Genomic DNA, 21,388 nt, shown 5'->3' on the forward strand with positions numbered 1-21,388 from the left:
GGATCGGGCAATGCCAGATATTCGGTGCGCCCGCCATTGTTCAACAAAATGCGGTCGCGCTGGATCGATTCGATCGTCGCCCCGCCCAGACTTTCGCCAACGCGAACCGCGCGCGGCGTGCCGCCCGCTTCGCTGACATAAGCGACCGCGAACGACTGGGGCAGGGCGAAGACGACGCCGTTCAGTACGAATTGTAGCGATGTCGGCTGTGCCTGTTGGGTGCGGGCGGCGGCGCCAAAGGGCTGCCAGCCGATCGCGGGGGACAGGTCGGGCGGCGTCACCGGGCGGCTGCCCGACGGCACGGTGATCGCACCCTGACCCGCATGGCCGGCGATACGCCATGTCAGCCCGGCCAGCGCGAACGCAACCGACACGACCATCGCCCCCGTCACGATGTCGAGCGCAAGGCGTTGCTGGCGGGGGGTAAGGTCAAGGGTGCGCTTCATGCCGCGCCTGCGTCCACGAAACCGTCGAGCGATGCAAGCGGGGAGGCGCCGGCGCGCACATTCATGTCGAACACATCGATCCGCACGCGGCGAATCGCCGGGTCCGCCGTCGAGCGCTCGACCACCGCGACGCGCCACTCACGGCCGAGCATTTCCACCCGGTCGGCCGCTGCGATTCCCGCCTCAAGTTCGGCCAGCCGGTTTTCGGCGACCCACATGGCCGCCGCGCGCCCTTCGAGCGAGCGGGTCGAATCGATATGCGTCTCGACCGTGCGGATCAGGCCGACCGTCGCAATCGCAAGGATCGCCAGCGCGACCAGCGCCTCGATCAGAGAGAATCCATCGTCGCGCTTCATGTCGCCGGCACCACGCGCGCGGTCAGCCCGTCATAGGCGACCGTCACCGTCCGGTCATCGGCACTGATGATCGCGGCCAGCGGGCGGCCCGATCCTTCGGGACCGAGAATGATCGGCGGCCGGGCCGACAGCCGCATCGTCATGCCGGCGGGCAGGGTGTGGAACCCCAGCGCGTCGTCACCGATCGGCTGCCATCCGGTGCCGTCCTGCCGGGCGAAGCCATAGCCCGATTTCTGCGCGGTAAAGGCGACCATCGCATCGCCCAGCATCGCGTCGTCGGCGGCCGATTGCAGCCGGTCGGCCAGCCGCTGCGCTTCGCTGTCGACCGACGGCGCGCGCGTGGCCGCACCGATGCCGAGCGTCACCGCGCCGCCCGCGACCGCAATGATCGCGAGGACGATCAGCATCTCGACCAGCGTCATGCCCGCCTGATTCGCCGGGGCGCGCATGATGATGCTATTTCCGGCCGTCGAGGTCCGCGTCCAACCCCTCGCCACCGGGCTGGCCATCCTTGCCGAGCGATTTCAGCGTGAAGCTGCCACCCTGCGCGTTGTAGCTATAGGGATTGCCCCATGGATCCATCGGCACGTCGCCCAGATAGCCCTCGCTCGACCAGTTGGCCGGCACCGGCGGGGTCGTCGGGCGTTCGGCCAGTGCCTTCAGCCCCTGTGCCGTCGTCGGATAATCGCCATTATCGAGGCGATACATCTTCAGCGCCGCCGAAATCGTGCGGATGTCGGTGTTGGCAACCGTCACCCGCGCTTCGTCGGGTCGCCCGATGACATTGGGCACGATCAGCGCCGCCACCAGCGCGATGATCGCCAGCACGACGATCATCTCGACCAGCGTCAGCCCGGCTTCGCTTTCAGGGCGAACATGGTTTTCAGGGATTGATTGCGCCGACCCGCGTCGGCTGTCATGAAACTGTTTCAAAAGGATGTGCATCGCCGCCCCATGCGTCCACTCGATGAAAGTCATGTGACAACCGCCCCCGCGCCGTCGACCCCGCTTATCATAGCGGAGGGGGACGGCGCGGCAACCATGCTTGTCCCGGCAGAGGCCGTGCGGCTGCTCGCCGTCGACCTGCCGTTGCCCAGTCGGGCCAAGCGGCTTGAGGCCTTGCCCTTTGCCGTGGAGGAGATGATCGCCGATCCGCTCGACGCGGTGCATCTGGCGCTGGGCGTCGAACTGGCGCCGCGCCGCTTTCTGGTGGGCGTGGTCCGCCATGCCCAGATGGCGGCATGGCTGGACGAGGCCGCGGCGGAGGGGAATGGCGACGCGGCGTTCGTGCCCGACAGCCTGGCGCTGCCCCGTCCGGGGGAGGGCGAATGGGCAGTCGAACTGAGCGAGACGCGTGCGACGGTGCGCGTGGGCGACGGCACCGGCTTTGCACTGCCCGCGCCGATGATTCGCACGGCATGGGAAGCGGCGGGCCGGCCCCCGATTCGCAATTACGGCCCTGCCCTGCCCGAAGACATGGGCGCCATGCCTGCCGAAATGGGCGATTTGTCGCTGGCGCGGCGGATCGCGGAACCGGCGCTCGACCTGCGGCAGGGCCGCTATGCCCGCCGCCGCGCCACCGCGTTGCCTGGTTGGGGGCGGCGCCTGTTCTGGGTCGGGGCGATCGGCCTTGCAGCGCATACCGTGATCGCCGCCGCCGATACGATGATGCTGCGTGTGATTGCGGACCGTCGCGAAGATGATGCCCGCACATTGATCGTTGCCGCCGCGCCGGGGACCCCGACGCCCAGCGACGATCTCGCCGGGGCGATTGCCGATCTGTTGCCCCAGCCGCAGCGATACAGTGCGTTCCTGCCGCTGTTGTCGCGGGTATCGGGTATGCTGGCCCCGATGAACGGCCAGATTGCGGTGCGCGCCATCGGGTTCGAGGGCGATGCGCTGATCGTCGAACTCGACCCGCTCGCGCCCGGCATCCTTGGGCGGCTGAATTCCGCGCTCACCGATGCGCGCCTGTCGGGGCAGGTGGCATCATTACCCGGCGGTGCGATCCGCCTGACGGCGAGGGGCGCATGAAAATCGAGCTTCGCGATCCCCGGCTGGATGCCGCCATTGCCCGGTTCGAGGGGTGGTGGGCGACGCTGTCGCAGCGCGAGCGCGTGCTGCTGACCGTGCTGGGCCTGTTGCTGGCCGGGGCGGGGCTGATCTACGGCGTGGTCAAGCCGCTGCAAGCCGCGCGGGCGGAGGCGCGCGCCGATATCCGCACCTATGAAACCTTGTCCGCCCGCATCCGCGCGGCGGGCACCTTGCAGCCCCAGGCGCCGCGCCGCACGGGCAGCCCGGTCGAGGTGGTGCAGGCCTCCGCCCAGGCGCAATCGCTGTCGGTGACGGTCGAGCCGCTCGCGACCGGCGTGCGCGCCACGGTGAGCGAGGGGGAATATGACCGGGTGGTCAACTGGATGGCGGACGTGTCGCGCAGCTCGGCGCTGGGCGTCACCTCCGCGCGGATCGTCCGCCGCACCGAACCCGGCATGGTCGAGGCCGTGGTGAGTTTCGCGCCATGAGCGGCGTGTTGCCCTATTCCTTCGCGCGGCGGCACGGCGTGGTGTTGCGCGAGACGCCCGATGGTCCCGAGTGCGTCCATCGCAGCGGCACCGCGCTCGACGCGCTGCTGGAGGTTCAGCGGATCGCGCCCGCCGCGCGGCTGGTGCCCGCCAGTGACGAGGCGTTCGATGCCGCGCTGGGCGCGTCCTATGGCGACCGCGCGGCGCAGGCGGCGGATTTCGAGATTACGGGCACTGACCTGGCCGCGCTGGCCGATTCGGCGGCGGCGGTCGACGACCTTCTCGATACACGCGACGATTCGCCGGTCATTCGCCTGATCAACGCGCTGCTGCTCGAAGCCATCAAGGAAGGCGCGTCGGACGTGCATGTCGAGACGCAGGAAAAGCGGCTGGTCGTGCGCTTTCGCGTCGACGGCGTGCTGCGCGACATTGTCGAGCCGCAACGCGCGCTGGCGCCGCTGCTGGTCAGCCGCATCAAGGTGATGGCCAAGCTGGACATCGCCGAAAAGCGCGTGCCGCAGGATGGCCGCGTCACGCTTCGCATCGGCGGGCATGATGTCGATGCGCGCGTCTCCACCATCCCCACCCAGCATGGCGAGCGGGTGGTGATGCGTCTGCTGGAGCGCGGGTCGATGACGCTCGACCTTGGCGCGCTGGGGATGAGCGATCGGGATCGCACGGTTTTTACCCGGCTGCTGGAGCGGCCGCACGGCATCCTGCTGGTCACGGGGCCGACGGGTTCGGGCAAGACGACGACGCTCTACACCGCGCTGACGCGGCTGAACGACCGGCGGCGCAATGTGATGACGGTCGAGGACCCGATCGAATATGAGCTGGCGGGCATTGCCCAGACCCAAGTCAACCCGCGCACCGACATGACGTTCGCGCGCGGGCTGCGCGCGATCCTTCGCCAGGACCCCGATGTCATCATGGTCGGCGAAATCCGCGATCAGGAAACCGCGACCACCGCCGTGCGATCGGCGATGACGGGGCATTTCGTGCTGTCGACGCTGCACACCAATTCCGCCGTCGGATCGGTCACGCGCCTGATCGACATGGGGGTTGAGCGTTATCTGCTGGCGCCGATGGTCGTGGGCCTGTGCGCGCAGCGGCTGGTGCGGCGGCTGTGCCCCAATTGCCGACGCGAGGATGTGGCGGGTGAGGGCGACGTGCTGATGGTCGGCGGCGGGCTGCGCGTGGGTGAGCCGGTCTGGCGGGCCGAAGGCTGCGATGACTGCCACGGCGACGGCTATCGCGGGCGCGCGGGCCTGTATGAAGTCGTCGCGGTCGATGACCGGTTTCAGGCGATGATCCATGACGGCGCGTCGGAAGCCGATCTGGAGCGCCATGCCCGCGCCGACAACCCGTCGCTGCTGGACGACGGCATCGTCAAGGTCCGCGCCGGCATCACCACGGTCGAGGAAGTGGCGCGCGTCACCCGCGACGAGGCGTGAGCGGGCGGCGATGCCCGCCCCGCTGATCTATGTCGCCGCCGCGCTGGCTGAAATCGGCGGGTGCTTTGCATTCTGGGCGTGGTTGCGGATGGGGCGCTCGGCGCTGTGGGCGGTGCCGGGCGTCGCCTCGCTCGCGCTGTTCGCGTGGCTGCTGACGCTGGTTGACCTCGCAAATGCCGGGCGCACCTATGCGGCTTATGGCGGCGTTTATATCGCCGCGTCGCTGGCGTGGCTGTGGGCAGTCGAGGGCGTGCGACCCGACCGCTGGGATACGCTGGGCGTGGTGCTCGCGCTGGCGGGGGCGGGCGTGATCCTAGTCGCGCCGCATTCGCGGTGAGGGGCGGATGGCGGGTCCGGCTGGGAAGCAGTTGGGCAGCGTCAGGCGATCTGGATCAATAGCTGCCCCTTAAGATGCTCGCATCATCACCTTGACAATATGTTTGCCGGCAAACATATATGTTTGATGACTAACAAAAACGATGCATCCCAATCCGGTTCCGTGGGCGCCTGGGCAAAACGTTGCTATTTCGCCGGTCGCGCGCTGATGGAAGAAACGCTGCGGCCGCACGGCCTGGGTGCGACGCAATGGTATGTTCTGCATCAGTTGGCGCATGACGGCCCGACGATGCAGCGCGAACTGATACCGCTGCTCCAGATCGAACGCGCGACGGTGAGCATCATCGTTTCGGCGCTCGTCCGAAAGGGGTTGGTCGAACAGGTCGTGGATACCGCCGATCAGCGTCAGAAGCGGCTTCGCCTGACGCCCGCCGGAACGGCGTTGTGGCGCGAACTGCCTGATCTGGGCTTCATCCAGGAAGCGGCGTTCAGCGGTTTCTCCGATGCCGAGATCGAGACGACTTCGCGGGTGCTGAAGGCAGCGACCCAGCGCCTGAATCAGCGACTGAAAGGAAAGATGAAATGACGATTCTCGTGACCGGCGCAACCGGGTTGGTCGGTGAACGCCTGCTGCCGCGCCTGCTCGAAAGTGGAGCGGACTGCCGTGTTCTCGTCCGCTCGGGCAAGAATGGTCCGGCCGGCGTGCCGGCGGTGGAAGGCGATCTCTTTGATCCCGCATCGCTGGCCGTCGCCGTCGCCGGGGTCTCGGCAATCATTCACCTGGCGGCGGTGTTCCGCACGCAGGACACCGATCTGATCTGGAAGAGCAATCTGGAGGGGACGCGCAATCTGATTGCCGCGGCGCAGGCCCATGCGCCGGATGCGCGCTTCATCATGGCGAGCACTTCCAATGTCTATGACCGGAACAGCCCGCGGCCGGGGCGTGAAACGGATGCCGTGGAACCGCAAGACGCCTATCCGGCCAGCAAAGTCGCGGCTGAGAGGGCGCTGTTCGAAAGCGGCCTGAACTGGGCGGTCCTTCGCTTGCCGTTCGTTTATGGTGACGACGACGGACATCTGGAAATGTTGCCGAAGCATATGGGCGCGTTTGGATTTCACCCCGCCAACCGAATGAGCACGATCCATCACCGCGACGTCGCAACGGCGATGAACCTGGCCCTTGCAGGCGCGTTCGATGGCCGCGTCGTCAATATATCCGACGAAGCGCCCACGACAATTTACGAACTGATCGGGCTGATCGGAGAGAAAATGAACCCGTCATCGGAAGCGATGCAGAACCCGTGGTATCTCCATATCGACGGATCGCTTGCCCGCACACTGGGATTTCAACCGATCGTAAGAACGGTCTATCAGGCCGCGCAGGAAGGAATACTCTGACAGTGGTGCGTGGGTTTCGAGGAAGCGGGTCGGCCATGTGACCGACCCGCTTCCCATGAACGTCAGGATTGTTGTCGCTCTTATGCCAGCATTCGCACCTTTTGCTCGCGATCGTAGAAGCGGTGTTTGCCAGCTTCGATGAAGGCCTTGCCGGCGTCGGTCACACCGTCATCAGCTTCGACTCCGGCCTTGTCGAGTAGAGGCCGGGCCGCGTCGTTGGCACCGATCGCTTTCAGGTGGCCAAAGGCGTCCATGACCCATTGCACGGCGGCGGCTTCCTTCAGCAGCATCGCCGTGCCCTCCGCCGATAGCAGCACCGCCACCGCGTCGAAAATCTGCGACGGGCTTCCTGCCAACTGGCCGTCGGCCTTGCGCTTCGACCCGTCGGACAGTCTCGCGCCGCCGACCTTGGGCGCGACCAGCACCGGCTTGCCCCTGGCCGCGTCGACCGCTGCGATCAGCGCATCGAGTTCGCCCGCATCGGTGCCGTCGGCGATCAGGATGCCGACTGCGCGGCCCTCCAGCGTCGCCTTCATGTTCTTGTGGATCGACAGCGCGTCGGACGGCTTCATATCGACAGGCGCACGTGCCGCTTCGGCCTTTTCGGGCAGGTCGATGGCGAGGCCATCGGCCACGCGCCTGGCCAGATCCTCGTCAACGTTGCGAAGGTTGGCGACCATGCGCGGCGGCACGAAATCAAGACCGACCTTGGACAGTTCGAACACGAACGACGACGCGATATGCGCCTGTTCGTGCGCGTCCTGCGAACGGTAGAACAGCCGCGCCTGGCTGTAGTGATCGGCGAACAGTTCGGCGCGGACGCGCAGCTTGTCGCCGGTCTCGTCATCGCCGGTCGGGGCGTTGGTCGTTACGAAACCGCGCGTCGGGCTTTCGCGGGGGCCACCATCCTCACCGGCAAGCGCGAGGCTGTTAGGCTCGTAATTTGCGCGGCCTTTCGGCACTTGCGTCTGCATCTTGCCGTCACGCTGGAAATTGCCGAACGGGCACCGCGGCGCATTGATCGGAATCTGGTGAAAATTGGTTGTGCCCAGCCGCGAATTCTGGGTGTCCAGATAGCTGAACAGCCGCCCCTGCAGCAGCGGATCGTTCGAAAAGTCGATGCCCGGCACGATATTGGTCGGCAGGAAGGCGACCTGTTCGGTTTCGGCAAAGAAATTGTCCGGGTTCCGGTTCAGCGTCAGCTTGCCGATGATGCGGACGGGCACGTCCTCCTCAGGGATCAGCTTGGTCGCGTCGAGCACGTCATAGGGCTGGGCGCGGGCGAAAGCCTCGTCAAACACCTGGATGCCCAGTTCCCATTCGGGGAAGGCGCCGGTGTCGATCGCTTCCCACAGATCGCGGCGCTGATAGTCGTTGTCGGCCGCCTGAAGCTTCAGCGCCTCGTCCCAGATGGTCGATTGCAGGCCCAGCACCGGCTTCCAGTGGAATTTGACGAAGCTGGCGTGCCCTGCCTCGTTCACCAGCTTGAAGGTGTGGACGCCGAACCCCTCCATCGTGCGGAAGCTGCGCGGCAGGGTGCGGTCGGACATGGCCCACATCAGCATGTGGGTCGTCTCGGGCATCAGGCTGGCCCAGTCCCAGAAGGTGTCGTGCGCGCTGCCCGCCTGCGGGTAGGCGCGATCGGCTTCCATCTTCACGGCGTGGACCAGATCGGGGAACTTCACCGCGTCCTGGATAAAGAAGACGGGGATGTTGTTGCCGACCAGATCCCAGTTACCCTCCTTGGTGTAGAATTTCACCGCGAAGCCGCGCACGTCGCGCGGCGTGTCAACCGATCCCGCGCCGCCCGCGACGGTTGAAAAGCGGACGAACACCTCGGTCTGCTCGCCCTTCTTGAACACCGCCGCTTTTGACAGGTCCGAGATATCGTCGGTCGCAACGAACACGCCGTGCGCGCCGGAGCCACGCGCGTGGACGATCCGTTCGGGGATGCGTTCATGGTCGAAGTGGAAGATCTTTTCGCGCAGCACAAAATCTTCCAGCAGCGTCGGGCCACGCGCGCCCGATTTCAGGCTGTTCTGATTGTCGCTGATCGGCACGCCGTGATTGGTGGTCAGGACGGGTGTGTCGCCGGTTGCGATCTGATGCGTTTCGCCGCCATGGCCGGGGTTGCGGTCGTGCTGGTCGCTCATGAGTGATCCTTCGTTTTGGGGCGTTTGGCTTCTGAACGATCGGCAACAAGCCAATGTCCGTATGCGAGTGGTTCGCACGCTCGCTTTTCTCGATCAGTGCGATTAACTCGGCCAATGACCGCTTATGCCTGGCGCGCCGCCGACCGGACCGGTGCGAACAAGAAGGGGATTATCGAGGCATCGTCGCCCGCCGCGGCGCGCGCGATGCTGCGTGAGCAGGCGTTGCTGCCGCTGTCGGTCGAACCCGCCAATGATCGCGGGCCGGCGGTGGGCGGGGTCCGGTTGCCGTCGCTTCGCCGCCGTGGCCTGTCGGCGCGGCAACTGGCAACGGTGACGCGGCAGATTTCGACGCTGGTTGGCTCGGACATTACCATTGAGGAAGCGCTGCGGCTGGTGGCGGCGCAATCTGAAGTGCCCGCCGTGACGTCGCTGTTGACCGATGTGCGTGGTGCGATCCTTGACGGGCGCAGTTTCGCCGCGGCGCTCGGGCTGCATCCCAGGGCGTTCCCGGAGTTCTACCGCGCGTCGGTGGCGGCGGGGGAGCAGTCGGGCAAGCTGGCCAGCGTGCTCGACCACCTGGCCGAGTTTGTCGAGAACCGGCAGTCGAACGGGCAGAAACTGCAACTCGCGCTGCTGTATCCCGCGCTGCTGGCCACCGTCAGTTTCGGCATGATGGTGCTGCTGATGGTCTATGTCGTGCCCGATATCGTGCGCGTGTTCGTGTCGCGCGGGGCCGAACTGCCCTTCCTGACGCGCGCGCTGATCGCGGTAAGCGCGTTTTTGCAGAATTACGGGCTGTATCTGTTGCTGGCCGGCGCGATCGGCTTCCTGATCTTTGGCCGGTGGTCGCGCGTGCCCGCCAACAAGCTCCGGACCCATCGTTTCTTCAACGAAACCCGGCCGTTCGCGCGGTTCAGCCGTCAGTTCAACGCCGCGCGTTTTGCCGGCAGCCTGGCGACGCTGGTCGAAAGCGCGGTGCCTCTGGTGGAAGCGTTACAGGCCGCAGCCGCCGTGACGCCCAACCTGTTCGTCCGCGAAAAGGCGTTCGCCATTGCGGCGCGGGTGCGTGAAGGTATCAGCCTACGCGCCGCCATGACCGAAAGCGGGGTGTTCCCGTCGATGCTGGTCGCAATCGTCGCGTCGGGCGAATCGAGCGGGCGGCTGGCCCCGGCACTGGGCCGGGCGTCAAGTGAACTGGAGCGCGAGCTGGACGCGCTGGTCTCGACTCTGGTCGCGCTGGTCGAGCCGCTGGTGCTGTTGCTGATGGGCGGTCTGGTGCTGATGATGGTGCTGGCGATCCTGTTGCCGATCATCAACCTGAACAATCTGGTGCAGATCTAGGGGTCACGCTTGCCACAGCGCCCAGCCGTGCCCTAGCGACGCGGGCGAAGAGAGGGGCCATCCATGATCGATCTGCTTGCCACCGCGCCACTGGCGCTGGCAATTGCCGCCACACCGCCGCGTAAAGAGGGGGAGCCACAGGCGATCGTCGTGACCGGGCGGGGCCTGGAGCTGCCCGAGACGAGCAGCAATGCCCGTATCGTCATCGATCGCGAGCGCGCGACACAGACGGCCAGCGGGCGGCTGGAGGATGTGCTGGGCGATGTCGCCGGCCTGCAATCGTTCCGCCGCGCCGATTCGCGTTCGGCCAATCCGACGGCGCAGGGCATCACGCTGCGCGGGCTGGGGGGCAATGCCGCCAGCCGGGCGCTGCTGATCGTCGACGGCGTGCCACAGGCCGATCCGTTCGGCGGCTGGATCGCGTTTCCCGGCTATTCGACTGACCGCATCGGCGCGGTTCGCGTGCGGCGCGGCGGCGGCAGCGGTCGCTGGGGATCGGGCGCGATCGGCGGCGTGATCGAAATCGACAGCGCGACCCCCGACCAGCTTCGCCCGCTGACCGCCGAAATCGCCTATGGCGAGCGTAATGCCGTCGACGCGCGCGGCACCGCGACGCTGGAGCGGGGCAGCGGCTTTGCCACGCTGTCGGCGGGCTATATGCGCGGCGACGGCTTTTTCCCGATCGTGGAAGATGACCGCGGCCCGATCGACCGCGCCGCGCCCTATGAACAGTTCAACGCCGCCGTGCGCGCGGTGGTGCGCGTGGCGCCCGACATCGAATTGCAGACCAATGTTCAGGGCTTTACCGACCGGCGCGACCGGGGGCTTCCCTTTACCGAGATTGAGAGCGACGGCGCCGATGGCAGCGTGCGGCTGGTCGGCACTGGGGCGTGGGGCTTTTCGGTGCTGGGCTATGTCCAGACGCGGCGCTTTGCGAGCAACTTTGCCAGTGTCAGCGACGATCGCACATCGGCCAATCAGGTGCTGAACCAGTATAATACGCCGGGCACGGGCATCGGCGGGCGGGTGGAAGTGCTGCCGCCGCTTGGTCCCGATATCGATCTGGCGCTGGGCGCCGATGTCCGCGCGCTGTCGGGCGAAACGCAGGAGCTATACACCTTTGCCGCGGGCAGCCCGACGCGGCGGCGCGAGGCGGGGGGGCAGACGCGCACGCTGGGCGCCTTTGCCAGCCTGTCGGCGCGGCTCGGCCCGGTGCGGGTCGAGGGTGAGGGGCGGATCGACGGCTGGCGGATCAGCAATGGCCGGCTGTTCGAAACCGCACTGGCGGGCGGCACGCTGACCGATACCGATTTCGCCGATCGTTCGGGCAGCGAGGCAACGGGCCATGTCGGGCTGGCATGGACGCTTGCCCCGCCGCTGACACTGCGCGCGGCGGCCTATCGTGCATGGCGACTGCCGACGCCGAACGAGCTTTACCGTCCGTTCCGCGCGGGTGCCGACGCCACCGCCGCCAATGCCGAATTGCGCCCCGAAACGATGGAGGGCGTCGAGGGCGGCGTGGACCTGGCGCTGGGTCGCCGGGTGACGCTGGGCGCGACGTTGTTCCACAATGTGCTGCACGATGCGGTTGCCAATGTGACGATCGCACGCGGGCCGGGGACGTTTCCGGGTGTCGGATTCGTCTCTGCGGCGGGCTTCTATCGCCGCCGCGACAATCTGGAGGCGATCCGGTCGACCGGGGTGGAGGTCGATGCGCGTGCGTCACTGGGTGAAGTCAGCCTGGGCGCGTCCTATGCCTGGGTCGACGCCAGCGTCGAGGGCGGTTCACTGGCGCCGACCCTGGACGGCGTGCGACCCGCACAGGTGCCCCAGCATCAGGCATCGGCCACGCTTGGCTGGGTGCGGGGCGCGTGGGGCGCCAGCACGACGCTGCGCTATGTCGGCAGCCAGTTCGAGGATGACCAGAACAGCCGCGCGCTGGCCGATGCGCTGACGGTGGACGCGGTGGTGTCGGCACCGTTGTTCGAGGGACTGAGCGTGTTCGCGCGCGGCGAAAACCTGTTCGATGCGCGTGTTGAGACGGGGTTTAGCAACGACGCGATCGAACGCGCGCGGCCCCGGCAACTCTGGATCGGCCTGCGTTTCGGCGGGTGGGGATAGGTCTCAGGCGGTCAGGGCGGCGCGCGCCTGGGTGGGCTGGCTGACGGCTTCCCCGATCGCCGCGCCGATCAGCAGCAATGCGGGTCCGTCGCCCAGTGCCGACCGGGCGGCCAGCGGCAACAGGCGCAGCGTGGTCACGAAACGGCGCTCGTTCGCCAGGCTGGCATTTTCGACCAGCGCGACGGGCGTGTCGACGGGCAGGCCATGGGCGATCAGCTGCGCCGAAACCTCTCGCGCGGCGGCCTTGCCCATATAGACGGCGAGCGTGGCGTAGGGGTCGGCCAGCGCCGCCCAGTCGAGCGACAACGCCTCACCCGCGCGGGCATGGGCGGTGACGAAGGTCAGCTTGCGCGCCGTGCCCCGCAGCGTCAGCGACAGGCCGAGCGAGGCCGCCGCCGCGCTCGCCGCCGTGATGCCGGGGCAGATGCGAACCGCGATGCCCGCCGCATGGCACGCCGCCAGTTCCTCGTTCGAGCGGCCGAAGATCGACGGGTCGCCGCCCTTCAGCCGGACCACTCGCTCGCCCGACTGCGCGGCGGCGACGATCATCGCGTCGATATCGCCTTGCGCGCGCGAATGGCGGCCCGATCGTTTGCCGACATGCACCATGCGGGCATCGGGCGACGCCAGTGCCAGCACGCCGGGGCCGACCAGCGCGTCGTAAAACACCGTGTCGGCGGCGGCGATCAGGCGTTCGGCCTTGCGCGTCAGCAGTTCAGGGTCGCCCGGACCCGCGCCGACCAGCCACACGCTGCCCGAAGGGAAATCGCCGCTCATGCCGCCCGCGCGGGCACGACGGCCGAGCGCAGCAGATAAAGGCGACCGGCATCGACCTTGATCGGAATCGTCGGCACGCAGCCCTTGTCATCGCCCATCGCTTCGCCCGTCCTGAGCGAGATGTTCCAGTTATGCAGCGGGCATGTCACGACATTGCCATGGATGATGCCTTGGCTCAGCGGGCCTTTCTTGTGCGGGCATTCATTGACCAGCGCGTAAAAATCGTTGGTCATGGTGTGAAAGACGGCCAGTTCGGGGCCACCCGCCACGGGCAGCGTTCGCGCCGTTCCGGGGGCGACCTGATCCACGGGTCCGATGTCGAGCCAGTCGCCGATCATCATGCATTCTCCAGTTGAAGCGGGCGGATTTCGGCCATGTGCCGGTGCAGGTCGGCGTCCTCCCCCTCGACGCGGCGCGCCCAGGGATCGTCCTGACTGAAGCTCTGCGAATAGAGGAAGCGCGCGCGCAACGCCTCGCGCCCGGAATGGTCATCGACGATGCGCGCCTTGATGTAATCGACGCCGACGCGTTCGATCCACGGCGCGGTGCGTTCCAGATAGCGTGCTTCTTCCCGGTAAAGCTGGGTGAAGGCGGCGCAATAATCCATCGCTTCCTGTTCGGTTGCGACCTTGCACAGGAAATCGGTTGCGCGGACATGCATCCCGCCATTGCCGCCAATGTGCAGTTCGTAGCCCGAATCGACGCACACGACGCCGAAATCCTTGATCGTCGCCTCCGCGCAATTGCGCGGGCAGCCCGACACCGCGATCTTGAACTTGTGCGGCATCCACGAACCCCAGGTCATCCGCTCCAGCTTGACGCCAAGCCCGGTCGAATCCTGCGTGCCGAAGCGGCACCATTCGGACCCGACACAGGTTTTCACCGTCCGCAGCGATTTTCCGTAAGCGTGGCCGGACACCATCCCAGCGGCGTTCAGATCGGCCCAGACGGCGGGCAGGTCCTCTTTCCTGATGCCGAAGATGTCGAGCCGCTGGCCGCCCGTCACCTTGACCATCGGCGCGTTGTATTTTTCGACCACGTCGGCGATCGCCCGCAATTCGCGCGGGTTGGTCAGGCCGCCCCACATGCGCGGCACCACCGAATAGGTGCCGTCCTTCTGAATATTGGCGTGCATCCGTTCGTTGACGAAGCGGCTTTTCTGGTCGTCGACATATTCGCCGGGCAGCGCACACAACAGGTAATAGTTGAGCGCCGGGCGGCATGACGCACAGCCATCAGGGGTGGTCCAGTGCAGTTCCTGCATCACCTGCGGAATGGCGCGAAGCTGCTTTTCCACGATCAGGCGGCGAACATCGTCATGGGTGAAGCTGGTGCATTTGCACATCGTCTTGGGTCCCGATGCGACATCGGCACCCAGCGTCAGCGTCAGCAACTGTTCGACCAGTCCCGTGCATGACCCGCAGGACGCCGACGCCTTGCACTGCGACCGCACGGCGTCGAGGCTGTCGGCCCCACCCTGGATGGTCGCGACGACGCGACCCTTGGTCACGCCGTTGCAGCCGCAGATTTCGGCATCGTCGGACAGCGCGGCGACAGCGACCAGCGGATCGGCGGCGGCATTGCCCGACGCGGCGGCCTGGCCCAGGATCAGCCGGTCGCGCACGTCGGCGATATCCGCGCCCTTTCGCAGCAGGTCGAAATACCAGTTGCCGTCCGCGGTATCGCCATACAGCACCGCGCCGATCAGCTGCCCGTCCTTCACCACCAGCCGTTTATAGACGCCGCGCGCGGCATCGCGCATCACGATGTCGTCGGTCCCGTCGCCGCCGGTAAAGTCCCCGGCCGAAAACAGGTCGATGCCCGATACCTTCAGCTTGGTCGACGTGACCGACCCGGCATAGCCGCTCGGCGCGCCGGTCGCATGATCGGCGAGCGCGCGGCACATCTCCCACAGCGGCGCGACCAGGCCGTAGCACGCGCCGCGATGCTGCACGCATTCACCGACCGCCATGATCGCCGGGTCCGACGTGACCATGTGATCGTCGACCATGATACCGCGTTCGACCGCCAGCCCGGCGGCCTTGGCCAGCAGGGTCGCGGGGCGGATGCCGACCGCCATCACGACGATATCGGCGGGAAACTCGCGCCCGTCCTTCAACCGCACGCCCGCGACATGGCCGTCGCGCGCGATGATTTCACCCGTGTCGCCGCCAGTGACGATGGTCTGGCCGCGCCGTTCCAGCTCGGCCTTCAGCAACCATCCGGCGGCTTCGTCCAGTTGGCGTTCCATCAGCGTCGGCATCAGGTGGATGACCGTCACCGCCATGCCGCGCAGCGACAGGCCGTGCGCGGCCTCCAGCCCCAGCAGCCCGCCGCCGATGACGACGGCCGAGCCGCCACGCTTGGCGGCGGCCAGCATCCGGTCGACATCGTCCAGATCGCGAAAGGTGACGACGCCGGGCAGGTCGGCGCCGGGGACGGGAATGATGAACGGGTCCGAACCCGTCGCGATCAGCAGCCGGTCCCATGGCTCGACGCGGCCCGACCGGGTGGTGACGGTGCGCGTTTCCCGGTCGATCGTCGCCACCGGATCGCCCGACACCAAAGTGATGCCATTGTCGGCATACCATTCGGGCGTGTTGATGACGATGTCGTCGAAGCATTTCTCGCCCGCCAGCACCGGCGACAGCATGATGCGGTTGTAATTGACGCGCGGCTCGGCGCCGAAAATGGTGATGGCGAAGCGCCCGGCGTCCCGCGCCAGGATCTCCTCGACCGCGCGGCATCCCGCCATGCCGTTGCCGATGACGACCAGCCGTTCGCGAAGCGCGGCATCGGGGGCGGCAGGTGGAAAATCGGTTCGGGCGTTCACGTCGGGGCTTCCTTTATCCAGACGCGCGACACAAAAAAGCCGCCCGAACGCAATCCCGCCAACGGGAAGGGTCTGGGCGGCGTCGTTGCCACGCAATGTCGAACAGGGTGCGGTTCCGTATCGGGCCGTCCGTCATTGGATCGGCGGAACCTGATACCCGAAAGCTACTGATTCGCGGGCCGCACCGCAAGGATATTTTGCGGTGCGGCAGAAATGTCGGCGCGATTACCAGCTGCGATAGGGCAGGAACTTCCCCGACATTTTCAGCTCGATCCGGTCGCCTTTCTCGTTCGGCACCTTTTCGACCGACATCTCGAAGTCGATCGCGCTCATGATGCCGTCGCCGCCCTTTTCCTGGATCAGTTCCTTGAGCGTCGTGCCGTAAACACCGACGATTTCGTACAGGCGATAGATGCATGGGTCGGTCGGCACCGACTGGTCGAAGATCTTGGTCGGCGGTTCGGCCAGCACCACGCCGGCTTCCTGCGGCAGTCCCAGCGCCGCGACCAGCCGGTCGGCATTGTCGCGCGGCATACTGTTCATGCCCAGACAGGCGGAGGTGGTGAACACCTCGCTCAACCCGGCCATTTCCGCGATCTTCGCCCAGCTGAGGCCCGCGGCGCGCTTGCGTTCATAGACCAGTTCGGTGACGTCGGCTTTCTTCATCATCGGCGTTGCTCCTTGGGGTGGATCACAGGATCAGCGAGGCAATCAGCGCCGCCAGCGACAGCGCGGTCGCGACTTGCCACACGCGCTCCGGCCGCCGGTGCAGCCATGGCGGCGCGTCGGGCGCGACCAGCGCGGGGTTGGGGTGCGACAGGTCGTAGAGAAACTCCGACAGCTCATCATATCGCGCCGCCGGGTCGATCGCGACGGCGCGGGCAATGGCGGCATCGACCCATGTCGGGATGTCGGGGTTGAAGGTCTGCGCCGGGACATATTGCAGCCGCCGCAGCGCCGCCCTGTCATCGGCCGCGGCCGCGCGTGGGCCATAAGGCAGCGCGCCGGTCAGCAATTGATAGGCGATGACGCCCAGCGACCACAGGTCCGTTCCTCGGCTGGCGGGGCTGCCCTGCCGCAACTCGGGCGCGCTATATTGCTGCGTCCCGGCAAAGGCGGAGTCGTCGGCGGCATGGCGCGCCATCTCGTCCAGCCCGGCGACCTGCACCGATCCGAAATCGATCAGCCGCACGGTGCCATCGCCGTCGATCACGATATTGTGCGGGCGCAGGTCGCGGTGCAGCATCTCGCGCCGGTGAAACGCCTGAATCGCGGTTGCGATCTGTTGCACGATGACACGCATGGTCGCCACGTCACGGTCGCTGCCGTCGGCGATCCATTCGTTCAGCGTCTGCCCCTCGGCAAAGCACAGGATTGAACAGGCATGGCGGCGCGGCGCGCGGCGCGGAGCGGCGGCCACGACATGCGGATTGTCGAGGCGGCGTGCGACCCATTCCTCCAGCAGCAACGCGCGCATCTGATGCAGGTCGGCGGCGTGTTCGGTCGATGGCAGCTTGATGGTCACGCGCAGCCCGGTTTCGGGATCGCGCGCCAGCCACACATGGCTGCGACTGCCCGAATGGAGCAGGCGGATGACGCTGTAGCCCTCGAACGACTGACCGGCACGCAATGGCTCGGGCAGGGCGAGGGTGAGGTCGTCGCCCAGCACGTCGCCGATCTCGCCCGGCGGCAGCGTGTCGATACGGACCAGCTGCACGGTCAGGTTGTCGGTGCTGCCGCCCGCCAGTGCGGCATCGGCAATCGCGCGCGCGGCGTCGCCCAGCGTCTCCCCGCCCAGCGCCAGCGCGGTCAGGGCGGCGTCGCTCAGATGTTCGTGCACGCCATCGGTGGTCAGGACGAACAGGTCGCCGGGTTCCACCGGCACGCGGGCATAGTCGATCTCGACATGCCGGTTCATGCCCATCGCGCGCGCCAGATAGCTCTCACCACCGCCCAGATTGACGCGGTGGGCGCTGGTCAGCGGCGCCAGTCGGCCGTCGCTGATCCGCGCGATGCGTGCGTCGCCGATGTGGAACAGGTGCGCCAGCTGCGATTTGAGCACCACCGCCGAAAAGGTGGTGATAAGGCCGCGTTCGCGTTCCGCATCATCGGGCGTGCGGCCCAGATCGCGGACGTTGCGGGCGTGCATCCAGCCATTGGTGGCGGCGATGACGCGTTCGGCCGATGTGCGAACCGACCAGCCTTCGGATGTGGCGTAATAATCGCTCAGGAACGACTTGACCGCCGTTTCCGCCGCAACCGCCCCTTGTGCGCTGGTCGAGATGCCATCGGCGATCGCGATCGCAATCCCCTTGGTCGCGAGCAGCGGCGGCTCGGGCTGAATGGTGCCGTGAAAATCCTGGTTGGCGGGCTTGGCCCCGGCGCAGGAATATTGGCCCAGCGAGATGGAAAGGCGGTCGGTCATATCCAGCCGGACGGTGGCGAAGGCTTACACCCTCGCCGCCGATGCCGTCAGTTCCCGATCCCGCGCTTGGGCGAGGTGCGGACATGCGTGGTATACAGCATCAGCCCGGTAAAGGTCAGGCCGCCGACCAGATTGCCCAGCACCGTCGGCACTTCATTCCACCAGAAATAATCGCCGACGGTAAAGTTGCCGCCCAGCATCAGTGCGGTCGGGAACAGGAACATGTTCACCACCGAATGTTCGAACACCATGTAGAAGAACAGCATGATCGGCATCCACATCGCAATCACCTTGCCGCTGACGGTGGTGGAGATTTGCGCGCCGACGACGCCGGTGGACACCATCCAGTTGCACAACATGCCGCGCACGAAGATCGTCATCCAACCGGCTAGGCCATATTCGGCATAGCCCACGGTTCGCGCAACGCCCGTCCCGGCCAATTTCATGCCGACCTCGCTCGGCTCGGTCGCGAAGCCGGTGGTGAAATAGACCGCCATCAGAAACGCGGTGGTCAGCGCACCGGCGAAATTGCCGACGAACACCAAGCCCCAGTTTCGCAGCACGCCGCTCCAGTCGCAGCCCGGCCGCTTGTCCCACACCGCCAGCGGCGCCAGCACGAACACGCCCGTCAACAGGTCGTAGCCCAGCAGATAGAGCATACAGAAGCCGACCGGGAACAGGATCGCCCCGGCCAGCGGTTCGCCCGTCTGGACATTGATCGTCACCGCGAACGCCGCCGCCAGCGCCAGCGTGGCGCCCGCCATATAGGATCGGACCAGCGTGTCCTTGGTCGACATCATGATCTTTGATTCACCGGCGTCGATCAGCTTGGTCACGAACTCCGATGGCGCGAGATAGGCCATGTTTTTCCCTTTCCCTCAATAAATGCCGTCAGAGCGCCAGTTCGGCCTGAAGCCAGACGATCTGCTTGTCCGCGCCAAAGGAGCGGGCGTGATAATCGGCGTATTTGGCGAGCATCGCGACCTGGCCGACGCGGAACCCCACGCTCGCGTCCCATTCGTCGCCATATTCGATGCCGCCGATGTCGCTGTGGAAGCGATGATGGGTGACGTTGGCGTTCAATCCCGGCAGCGCCGCGACGCCCGGAAACGCCTTGGCCAATGTGACATAGCCGTCCTGCAACCCGGTGGCGGGCGTGGTCAGGAACAGGTCGGCCCACCCGTTGAACTTGTGCAGCGTCGCCAGCGGCGTCTGGAACGCTGCGCCGCCATCCGCATCGGCGCCCAGCTTTTCGTATCCGCCCGTCAGCGTGAACCCGGCATAGCCCAGCCCCGCTTCGGCCAGCACGTAATCGGCGGTGTAGTCGCGCGGATTGCCGCCCAGGTCGGACTGGCGCGCATAGCTGGCCAGCAGGTTGAGCTTGATCGCGGGGGTCAGCGGGATCGCGCCGCCCGCGCGCGCGCCGTACGTCTGCGACGAATTGGAAAAGGCCCAATTCTCGTCAAAGTCGAGCAGATAGCCGAACGCCTTGATGCCGATCGGTCCCAGTTTTGCACCGGCATTCAGGAAGGCGAAATTACCGTCCACATGGCGGCGCGGCCCCGCTTCGGAACCGAACACCGGGTTCTGTCCGATCGCATAGGTCGCATCGACCGTGATCGGGCCGATCACTGATTCGGCCCGCACCGCGTCGAACGTCTGTTCATTCTGGCGCCAGCCGACCGAGCCGACGAAACGCTGGTCGTCCAGATTGATTCGCTGACGCCCGGCGGTCAGCGTTAGCGATCTGGTCCGATACTGGATTTGCAGGCGGTTGAGTTCGATGCTTTCGGGATCGGCGACAGTCGAGAAGCCGGGCCGATACTGACCGCTGGTCGTCAACGGGAAGGGGAAGGCATTATAGTCCTCCGACACCGCCAGCGTGCCCTCCGCCTCGGCCAGCAACGACAGGTTCGAGGGCGCGTGGCGCAACTCGGCCCCCGCGCGCAGCCGCAGCGTGACGGCATCGGCCTCGAGCACGGGCTGGTCGACGCCTTCATATCGCAGGCGCGCATCGATGATCGGGTCGATCGACAGGCCGTTGCCGACCGGGATCGCGCCGTGCGTCTGCTGCGCCGCTGCTGGCGACGCCGCAAGTAATGCCAGCGCCGATGCCGTGATCGAAAGCGATGTTGCACGTCGACAGTTCATCCGGTCCCCTTTTCCCCAAATCGAATGGACAGTTGCCAGCGTCCGCCCGGCGCGATGCACCGACCGTGATTTCCCCCGAAAAGTCGCACGAATGACGAAAAGCCGCCTCGACTTGGCTGGTAAAGGCCAACTCGGGCGGCGACATTGCCACGCGATACGATGATGACGGCCAAAGCGCCGATGAGCCACCCGTCATTGGGCGGAACACTTTGGAACGATCTTTTGTAAGTGATTCTTTCGCGCCGCGGCAAGCGGTTTTTGCACTGCATCATCGTTCTGGGATGCGCGGCGGCGCCAAACCGCCTATCTGCGGCACATGCGTAACCGCCCAGGGCTTCCCAGCCGCCAGCAGATCCTCGATTTCATCGCCCAGTCGGACAAGCCCGCCGGCAAGCGGGAGATTGCGCGCGCCTTTGCCCTGTCGGGCGCGGACAAGATCGCCCTCAAGGCGCTGCTCAAGGACATGACCGACGAAGGGCTGGTCGACATCGCCCCCGGCCGTGCATTCCATCGCATGGGTGGCGTGCCCAAGGTGACGGTGCTGCGCGTTGTCGATATCGATGGGGATAGCGTCTGGGCTGTGCCCGAACGCTGGGAAGCGGAGGGGATACCGCAACCGCGCCTGCGCGTGATCGAACGTGGACGGCGGCAATCGGCGCTCGGCCCCGGCGACCGCATCCTGGCCCGGACCGAGGAAGCGGGTAATGGCTGGCTGGCGCACCCGATGAAGACGCTTGCGCGCGGCGAGGAACAGATACTCGGCGTGCTGCGCGAAGAGGGCGGGCGGTTGTTCCTGGGCGGGCTGGACAAAAAAATGGTTCGCGACCTGCCCGTGGTCGATCGCGGGGATGCGGAGCCGGGCGACCTGGTGCTCGCCGAAAAGACCGGGCGTCCGCCCCGCATCATGGCCAAGGTGGTGGAACGGCTGGGCGATCCGTTCGCGCCGCGCAGCTTCTCGATGATCGCCATTCACAAGCACGGCATCCCCAACATCTTTTCCCCCGACCTGATTGACGAGGCGACGCGGGTAGCGCGCCAGCCGCTGGGCGAGGACCGGGAGGATTTGCGCGGCCTG

20 protein-coding genes and 1 pseudogene are annotated in these 21,388 nt (G+C 66.5%); 9 read left to right on the forward strand and 12 right to left on the reverse strand.

The genetic code is table 11. The annotated features are described in order from the left end of the window. The 4 genes from VL973_RS14005 to gspG form a co-directional block, all read right to left on the reverse strand. A partial coding sequence (locus VL973_RS14005) for a type II secretion system protein N (RefSeq protein WP_325284643.1) occupies positions 1-446 on the reverse strand: 446 nt, incomplete at its 3' end. After that, positions 443-802: a type II secretion system minor pseudopilin GspI gene (gspI, locus tag VL973_RS14010; protein WP_325284644.1), complete on the reverse strand. Its 360-nt coding sequence runs from the start codon at positions 800-802 to the stop codon at positions 443-445. The genes gspI and VL973_RS14005, both read right to left, overlap by 4 nt. Further along, entirely contained in the window at positions 799-1,251 is a 453-nt protein-coding gene (locus VL973_RS14015) for a GspH/FimT family pseudopilin (RefSeq protein ID WP_325284645.1), read from the reverse strand. The genes gspI and VL973_RS14015 overlap by 4 nt, the downstream gene beginning before the upstream one ends. A 7-nt stretch (positions 1,252-1,258) precedes the next feature. Beyond that, complete coding sequence (gspG, locus tag VL973_RS14020) at positions 1,259-1,747, reverse strand: type II secretion system major pseudopilin GspG (protein WP_325284646.1); 489 nt, start codon at positions 1,745-1,747, stop codon at positions 1,259-1,261. Positions 1,748-1,843: 96 nt separating this feature from the next. Here gspG and gspL point away from each other — a divergent pair, with 96 nt between their 5' ends. The 6 genes from gspL (at position 1,844) to VL973_RS14050 (ending at position 6,512) form a co-directional block, all read left to right on the forward strand. Then, positions 1,844-2,836, forward strand: coding sequence for a type II secretion system protein GspL (gene gspL, locus VL973_RS14025; protein WP_325284647.1), 993 nt, complete (start codon positions 1,844-1,846; stop codon positions 2,834-2,836). Then, positions 2,833-3,324, forward strand: coding sequence for a type II secretion system protein GspM (gene gspM, locus VL973_RS14030; RefSeq protein ID WP_325284648.1), 492 nt, complete (start codon positions 2,833-2,835; stop codon positions 3,322-3,324). The genes gspL and gspM overlap by 4 nt, the downstream gene beginning before the upstream one ends. Next, on the forward strand, positions 3,321-4,778 hold the full coding sequence (locus tag VL973_RS14035) for a GspE/PulE family protein (RefSeq protein WP_325284649.1): 1,458 nt from the start codon (positions 3,321-3,323) through the stop codon (positions 4,776-4,778). Before gspM ends, VL973_RS14035 begins: the two co-directional genes overlap by 4 nt. A gap of 10 nt (positions 4,779-4,788) precedes the next feature. Continuing rightward, positions 4,789-5,115, forward strand: coding sequence for a YnfA family protein (locus tag VL973_RS14040; protein WP_325284650.1), 327 nt, complete (start codon positions 4,789-4,791; stop codon positions 5,113-5,115). 207 nt (positions 5,116-5,322) lie between these two features. Further along, entirely contained in the window at positions 5,323-5,700 is a 378-nt protein-coding gene (locus VL973_RS14045) for a MarR family winged helix-turn-helix transcriptional regulator (protein ID WP_325284651.1), read from the forward strand. Beyond that, positions 5,697-6,512, forward strand: coding sequence for an NAD-dependent epimerase/dehydratase family protein (locus tag VL973_RS14050; protein WP_325284652.1), 816 nt, complete (start codon positions 5,697-5,699; stop codon positions 6,510-6,512). Before VL973_RS14045 ends, VL973_RS14050 begins: the two co-directional genes overlap by 4 nt. 80 nt (positions 6,513-6,592) lie before the next feature. On the opposite strand, the gene VL973_RS14055 is transcribed toward VL973_RS14050, so the two are convergent. Beyond that, positions 6,593-8,665 (reverse strand): catalase, encoded by a 2,073-nt coding sequence (locus VL973_RS14055; RefSeq protein WP_325284653.1) that lies wholly within the window; start codon positions 8,663-8,665, stop codon positions 6,593-6,595. Between the two features lie 114 nt (positions 8,666-8,779). On the opposite strand from VL973_RS14055, the gene VL973_RS14060 reads away from it, so the two are divergent. Both VL973_RS14060 and VL973_RS14065 read left to right on the forward strand, forming a co-directional pair. Continuing rightward, entirely contained in the window at positions 8,780-10,006 is a 1,227-nt protein-coding gene (locus VL973_RS14060) for a type II secretion system F family protein (RefSeq protein ID WP_325284654.1), read from the forward strand. 63 nt (positions 10,007-10,069) lie between these two features. After that, entirely contained in the window at positions 10,070-12,127 is a 2,058-nt protein-coding gene (locus VL973_RS14065) for a TonB-dependent receptor (RefSeq protein WP_325284655.1), read from the forward strand. Between the two features lie 3 nt (positions 12,128-12,130). Here the strand turns inward: VL973_RS14065 and cobA are convergent, their stop codons facing one another. The 7 genes from cobA to VL973_RS14100 form a co-directional block, all read right to left on the reverse strand. Further along, positions 12,131-12,904 (reverse strand): uroporphyrinogen-III C-methyltransferase, encoded by a 774-nt coding sequence (cobA, locus tag VL973_RS14070; RefSeq protein ID WP_325284656.1) that lies wholly within the window; start codon positions 12,902-12,904, stop codon positions 12,131-12,133. Continuing rightward, positions 12,901-13,242: a nitrite reductase small subunit NirD gene (gene nirD, locus VL973_RS14075; RefSeq protein ID WP_325284662.1), complete on the reverse strand. Its 342-nt coding sequence runs from the start codon at positions 13,240-13,242 to the stop codon at positions 12,901-12,903. The genes cobA and nirD overlap by 4 nt, the downstream gene beginning before the upstream one ends. After that, on the reverse strand, positions 13,242-15,737 hold the full coding sequence (gene nirB, locus VL973_RS14080) for a nitrite reductase large subunit NirB (RefSeq protein WP_325284657.1): 2,496 nt from the start codon (positions 15,735-15,737) through the stop codon (positions 13,242-13,244). Before nirB ends, nirD begins: the two co-directional genes overlap by 1 nt. Before the next feature lie 225 nt (positions 15,738-15,962). Continuing rightward, entirely contained in the window at positions 15,963-16,406 is a 444-nt protein-coding gene (gene cynS, locus VL973_RS14085; protein ID WP_325284658.1) for a cyanase, read from the reverse strand. Between the two features lie 22 nt (positions 16,407-16,428). Beyond that, entirely contained in the window at positions 16,429-18,162 is a 1,734-nt protein-coding gene (locus tag VL973_RS14090) for a bifunctional protein-serine/threonine kinase/phosphatase (protein WP_325284659.1), read from the reverse strand. A 47-nt stretch (positions 18,163-18,209) separates the two neighbouring features. Next, complete coding sequence (locus tag VL973_RS14095) at positions 18,210-19,025, reverse strand: formate/nitrite transporter family protein (RefSeq protein WP_325284660.1); 816 nt, start codon at positions 19,023-19,025, stop codon at positions 18,210-18,212. A gap of 28 nt (positions 19,026-19,053) precedes the next feature. Further along, on the reverse strand, positions 19,054-20,313 hold the full coding sequence (locus VL973_RS14100; protein ID WP_325284661.1) for an alginate export family protein: 1,260 nt from the start codon (positions 20,311-20,313) through the stop codon (positions 19,054-19,056). Between the two features lie 316 nt (positions 20,314-20,629). Here VL973_RS14100 and VL973_RS14105 point away from each other — a divergent pair. Then, positions 20,630-21,388: pseudogene (locus tag VL973_RS14105) on the forward strand (ribonuclease R); the annotation flags it as partial.

The organism is Sphingomonas sp. (assembly GCF_035490575.1).
GTDB lineage: Bacteria > Pseudomonadota > Alphaproteobacteria > Sphingomonadales > Sphingomonadaceae > Sphingomonas.

What these genes read in the sequence shown, in the direction of transcription:
- gspI (WP_325284644.1), bottom strand. Translation starts at nt 802, where the DNA reads ATGAAGCGCGACGATGGATTCTCTCTGATCGAGGCGCTGGTCGCGCTG.
- VL973_RS14015 (WP_325284645.1), bottom strand. Translation starts at nt 1,251, where the DNA reads ATGCGCGCCCCGGCGAATCAGGCGGGCATGACGCTGGTCGAGATGCTG.
- gspG (WP_325284646.1), bottom strand. Translation starts at nt 1,747, where the DNA reads ATGCACATCCTTTTGAAACAGTTTCATGACAGCCGACGCGGGTCGGCG.
- gspL (WP_325284647.1), top strand. Translation starts at nt 1,844, where the DNA reads ATGCTTGTCCCGGCAGAGGCCGTGCGGCTGCTCGCCGTCGACCTGCCG.
- gspM (WP_325284648.1), top strand. Translation starts at nt 2,833, where the DNA reads ATGAAAATCGAGCTTCGCGATCCCCGGCTGGATGCCGCCATTGCCCGG.
- VL973_RS14035 (WP_325284649.1), top strand. Translation starts at nt 3,321, where the DNA reads ATGAGCGGCGTGTTGCCCTATTCCTTCGCGCGGCGGCACGGCGTGGTG.
- VL973_RS14040 (WP_325284650.1), top strand. Translation starts at nt 4,789, where the DNA reads ATGCCCGCCCCGCTGATCTATGTCGCCGCCGCGCTGGCTGAAATCGGC.
- VL973_RS14045 (WP_325284651.1), top strand. Translation starts at nt 5,323, where the DNA reads ATGGAAGAAACGCTGCGGCCGCACGGCCTGGGTGCGACGCAATGGTAT.
- VL973_RS14050 (WP_325284652.1), top strand. Translation starts at nt 5,697, where the DNA reads ATGACGATTCTCGTGACCGGCGCAACCGGGTTGGTCGGTGAACGCCTG.
- VL973_RS14055 (WP_325284653.1), bottom strand. Translation starts at nt 8,665, where the DNA reads ATGAGCGACCAGCACGACCGCAACCCCGGCCATGGCGGCGAAACGCAT.
- VL973_RS14060 (WP_325284654.1), top strand. Translation starts at nt 8,780, where the DNA reads ATGACCGCTTATGCCTGGCGCGCCGCCGACCGGACCGGTGCGAACAAG.
- VL973_RS14065 (WP_325284655.1), top strand. Translation starts at nt 10,070, where the DNA reads ATGATCGATCTGCTTGCCACCGCGCCACTGGCGCTGGCAATTGCCGCC.
- cobA (WP_325284656.1), bottom strand. Translation starts at nt 12,904, where the DNA reads ATGAGCGGCGATTTCCCTTCGGGCAGCGTGTGGCTGGTCGGCGCGGGT.
- nirD (WP_325284662.1), bottom strand. Translation starts at nt 13,242, where the DNA reads ATGATCGGCGACTGGCTCGACATCGGACCCGTGGATCAGGTCGCCCCC.
- cynS (WP_325284658.1), bottom strand. Translation starts at nt 16,406, where the DNA reads ATGATGAAGAAAGCCGACGTCACCGAACTGGTCTATGAACGCAAGCGC.
- VL973_RS14090 (WP_325284659.1), bottom strand. Translation starts at nt 18,162, where the DNA reads ATGACCGACCGCCTTTCCATCTCGCTGGGCCAATATTCCTGCGCCGGG.
- VL973_RS14095 (WP_325284660.1), bottom strand. Translation starts at nt 19,025, where the DNA reads ATGGCCTATCTCGCGCCATCGGAGTTCGTGACCAAGCTGATCGACGCC.
- VL973_RS14100 (WP_325284661.1), bottom strand. Translation starts at nt 20,313, where the DNA reads ATGAACTGTCGACGTGCAACATCGCTTTCGATCACGGCATCGGCGCTG.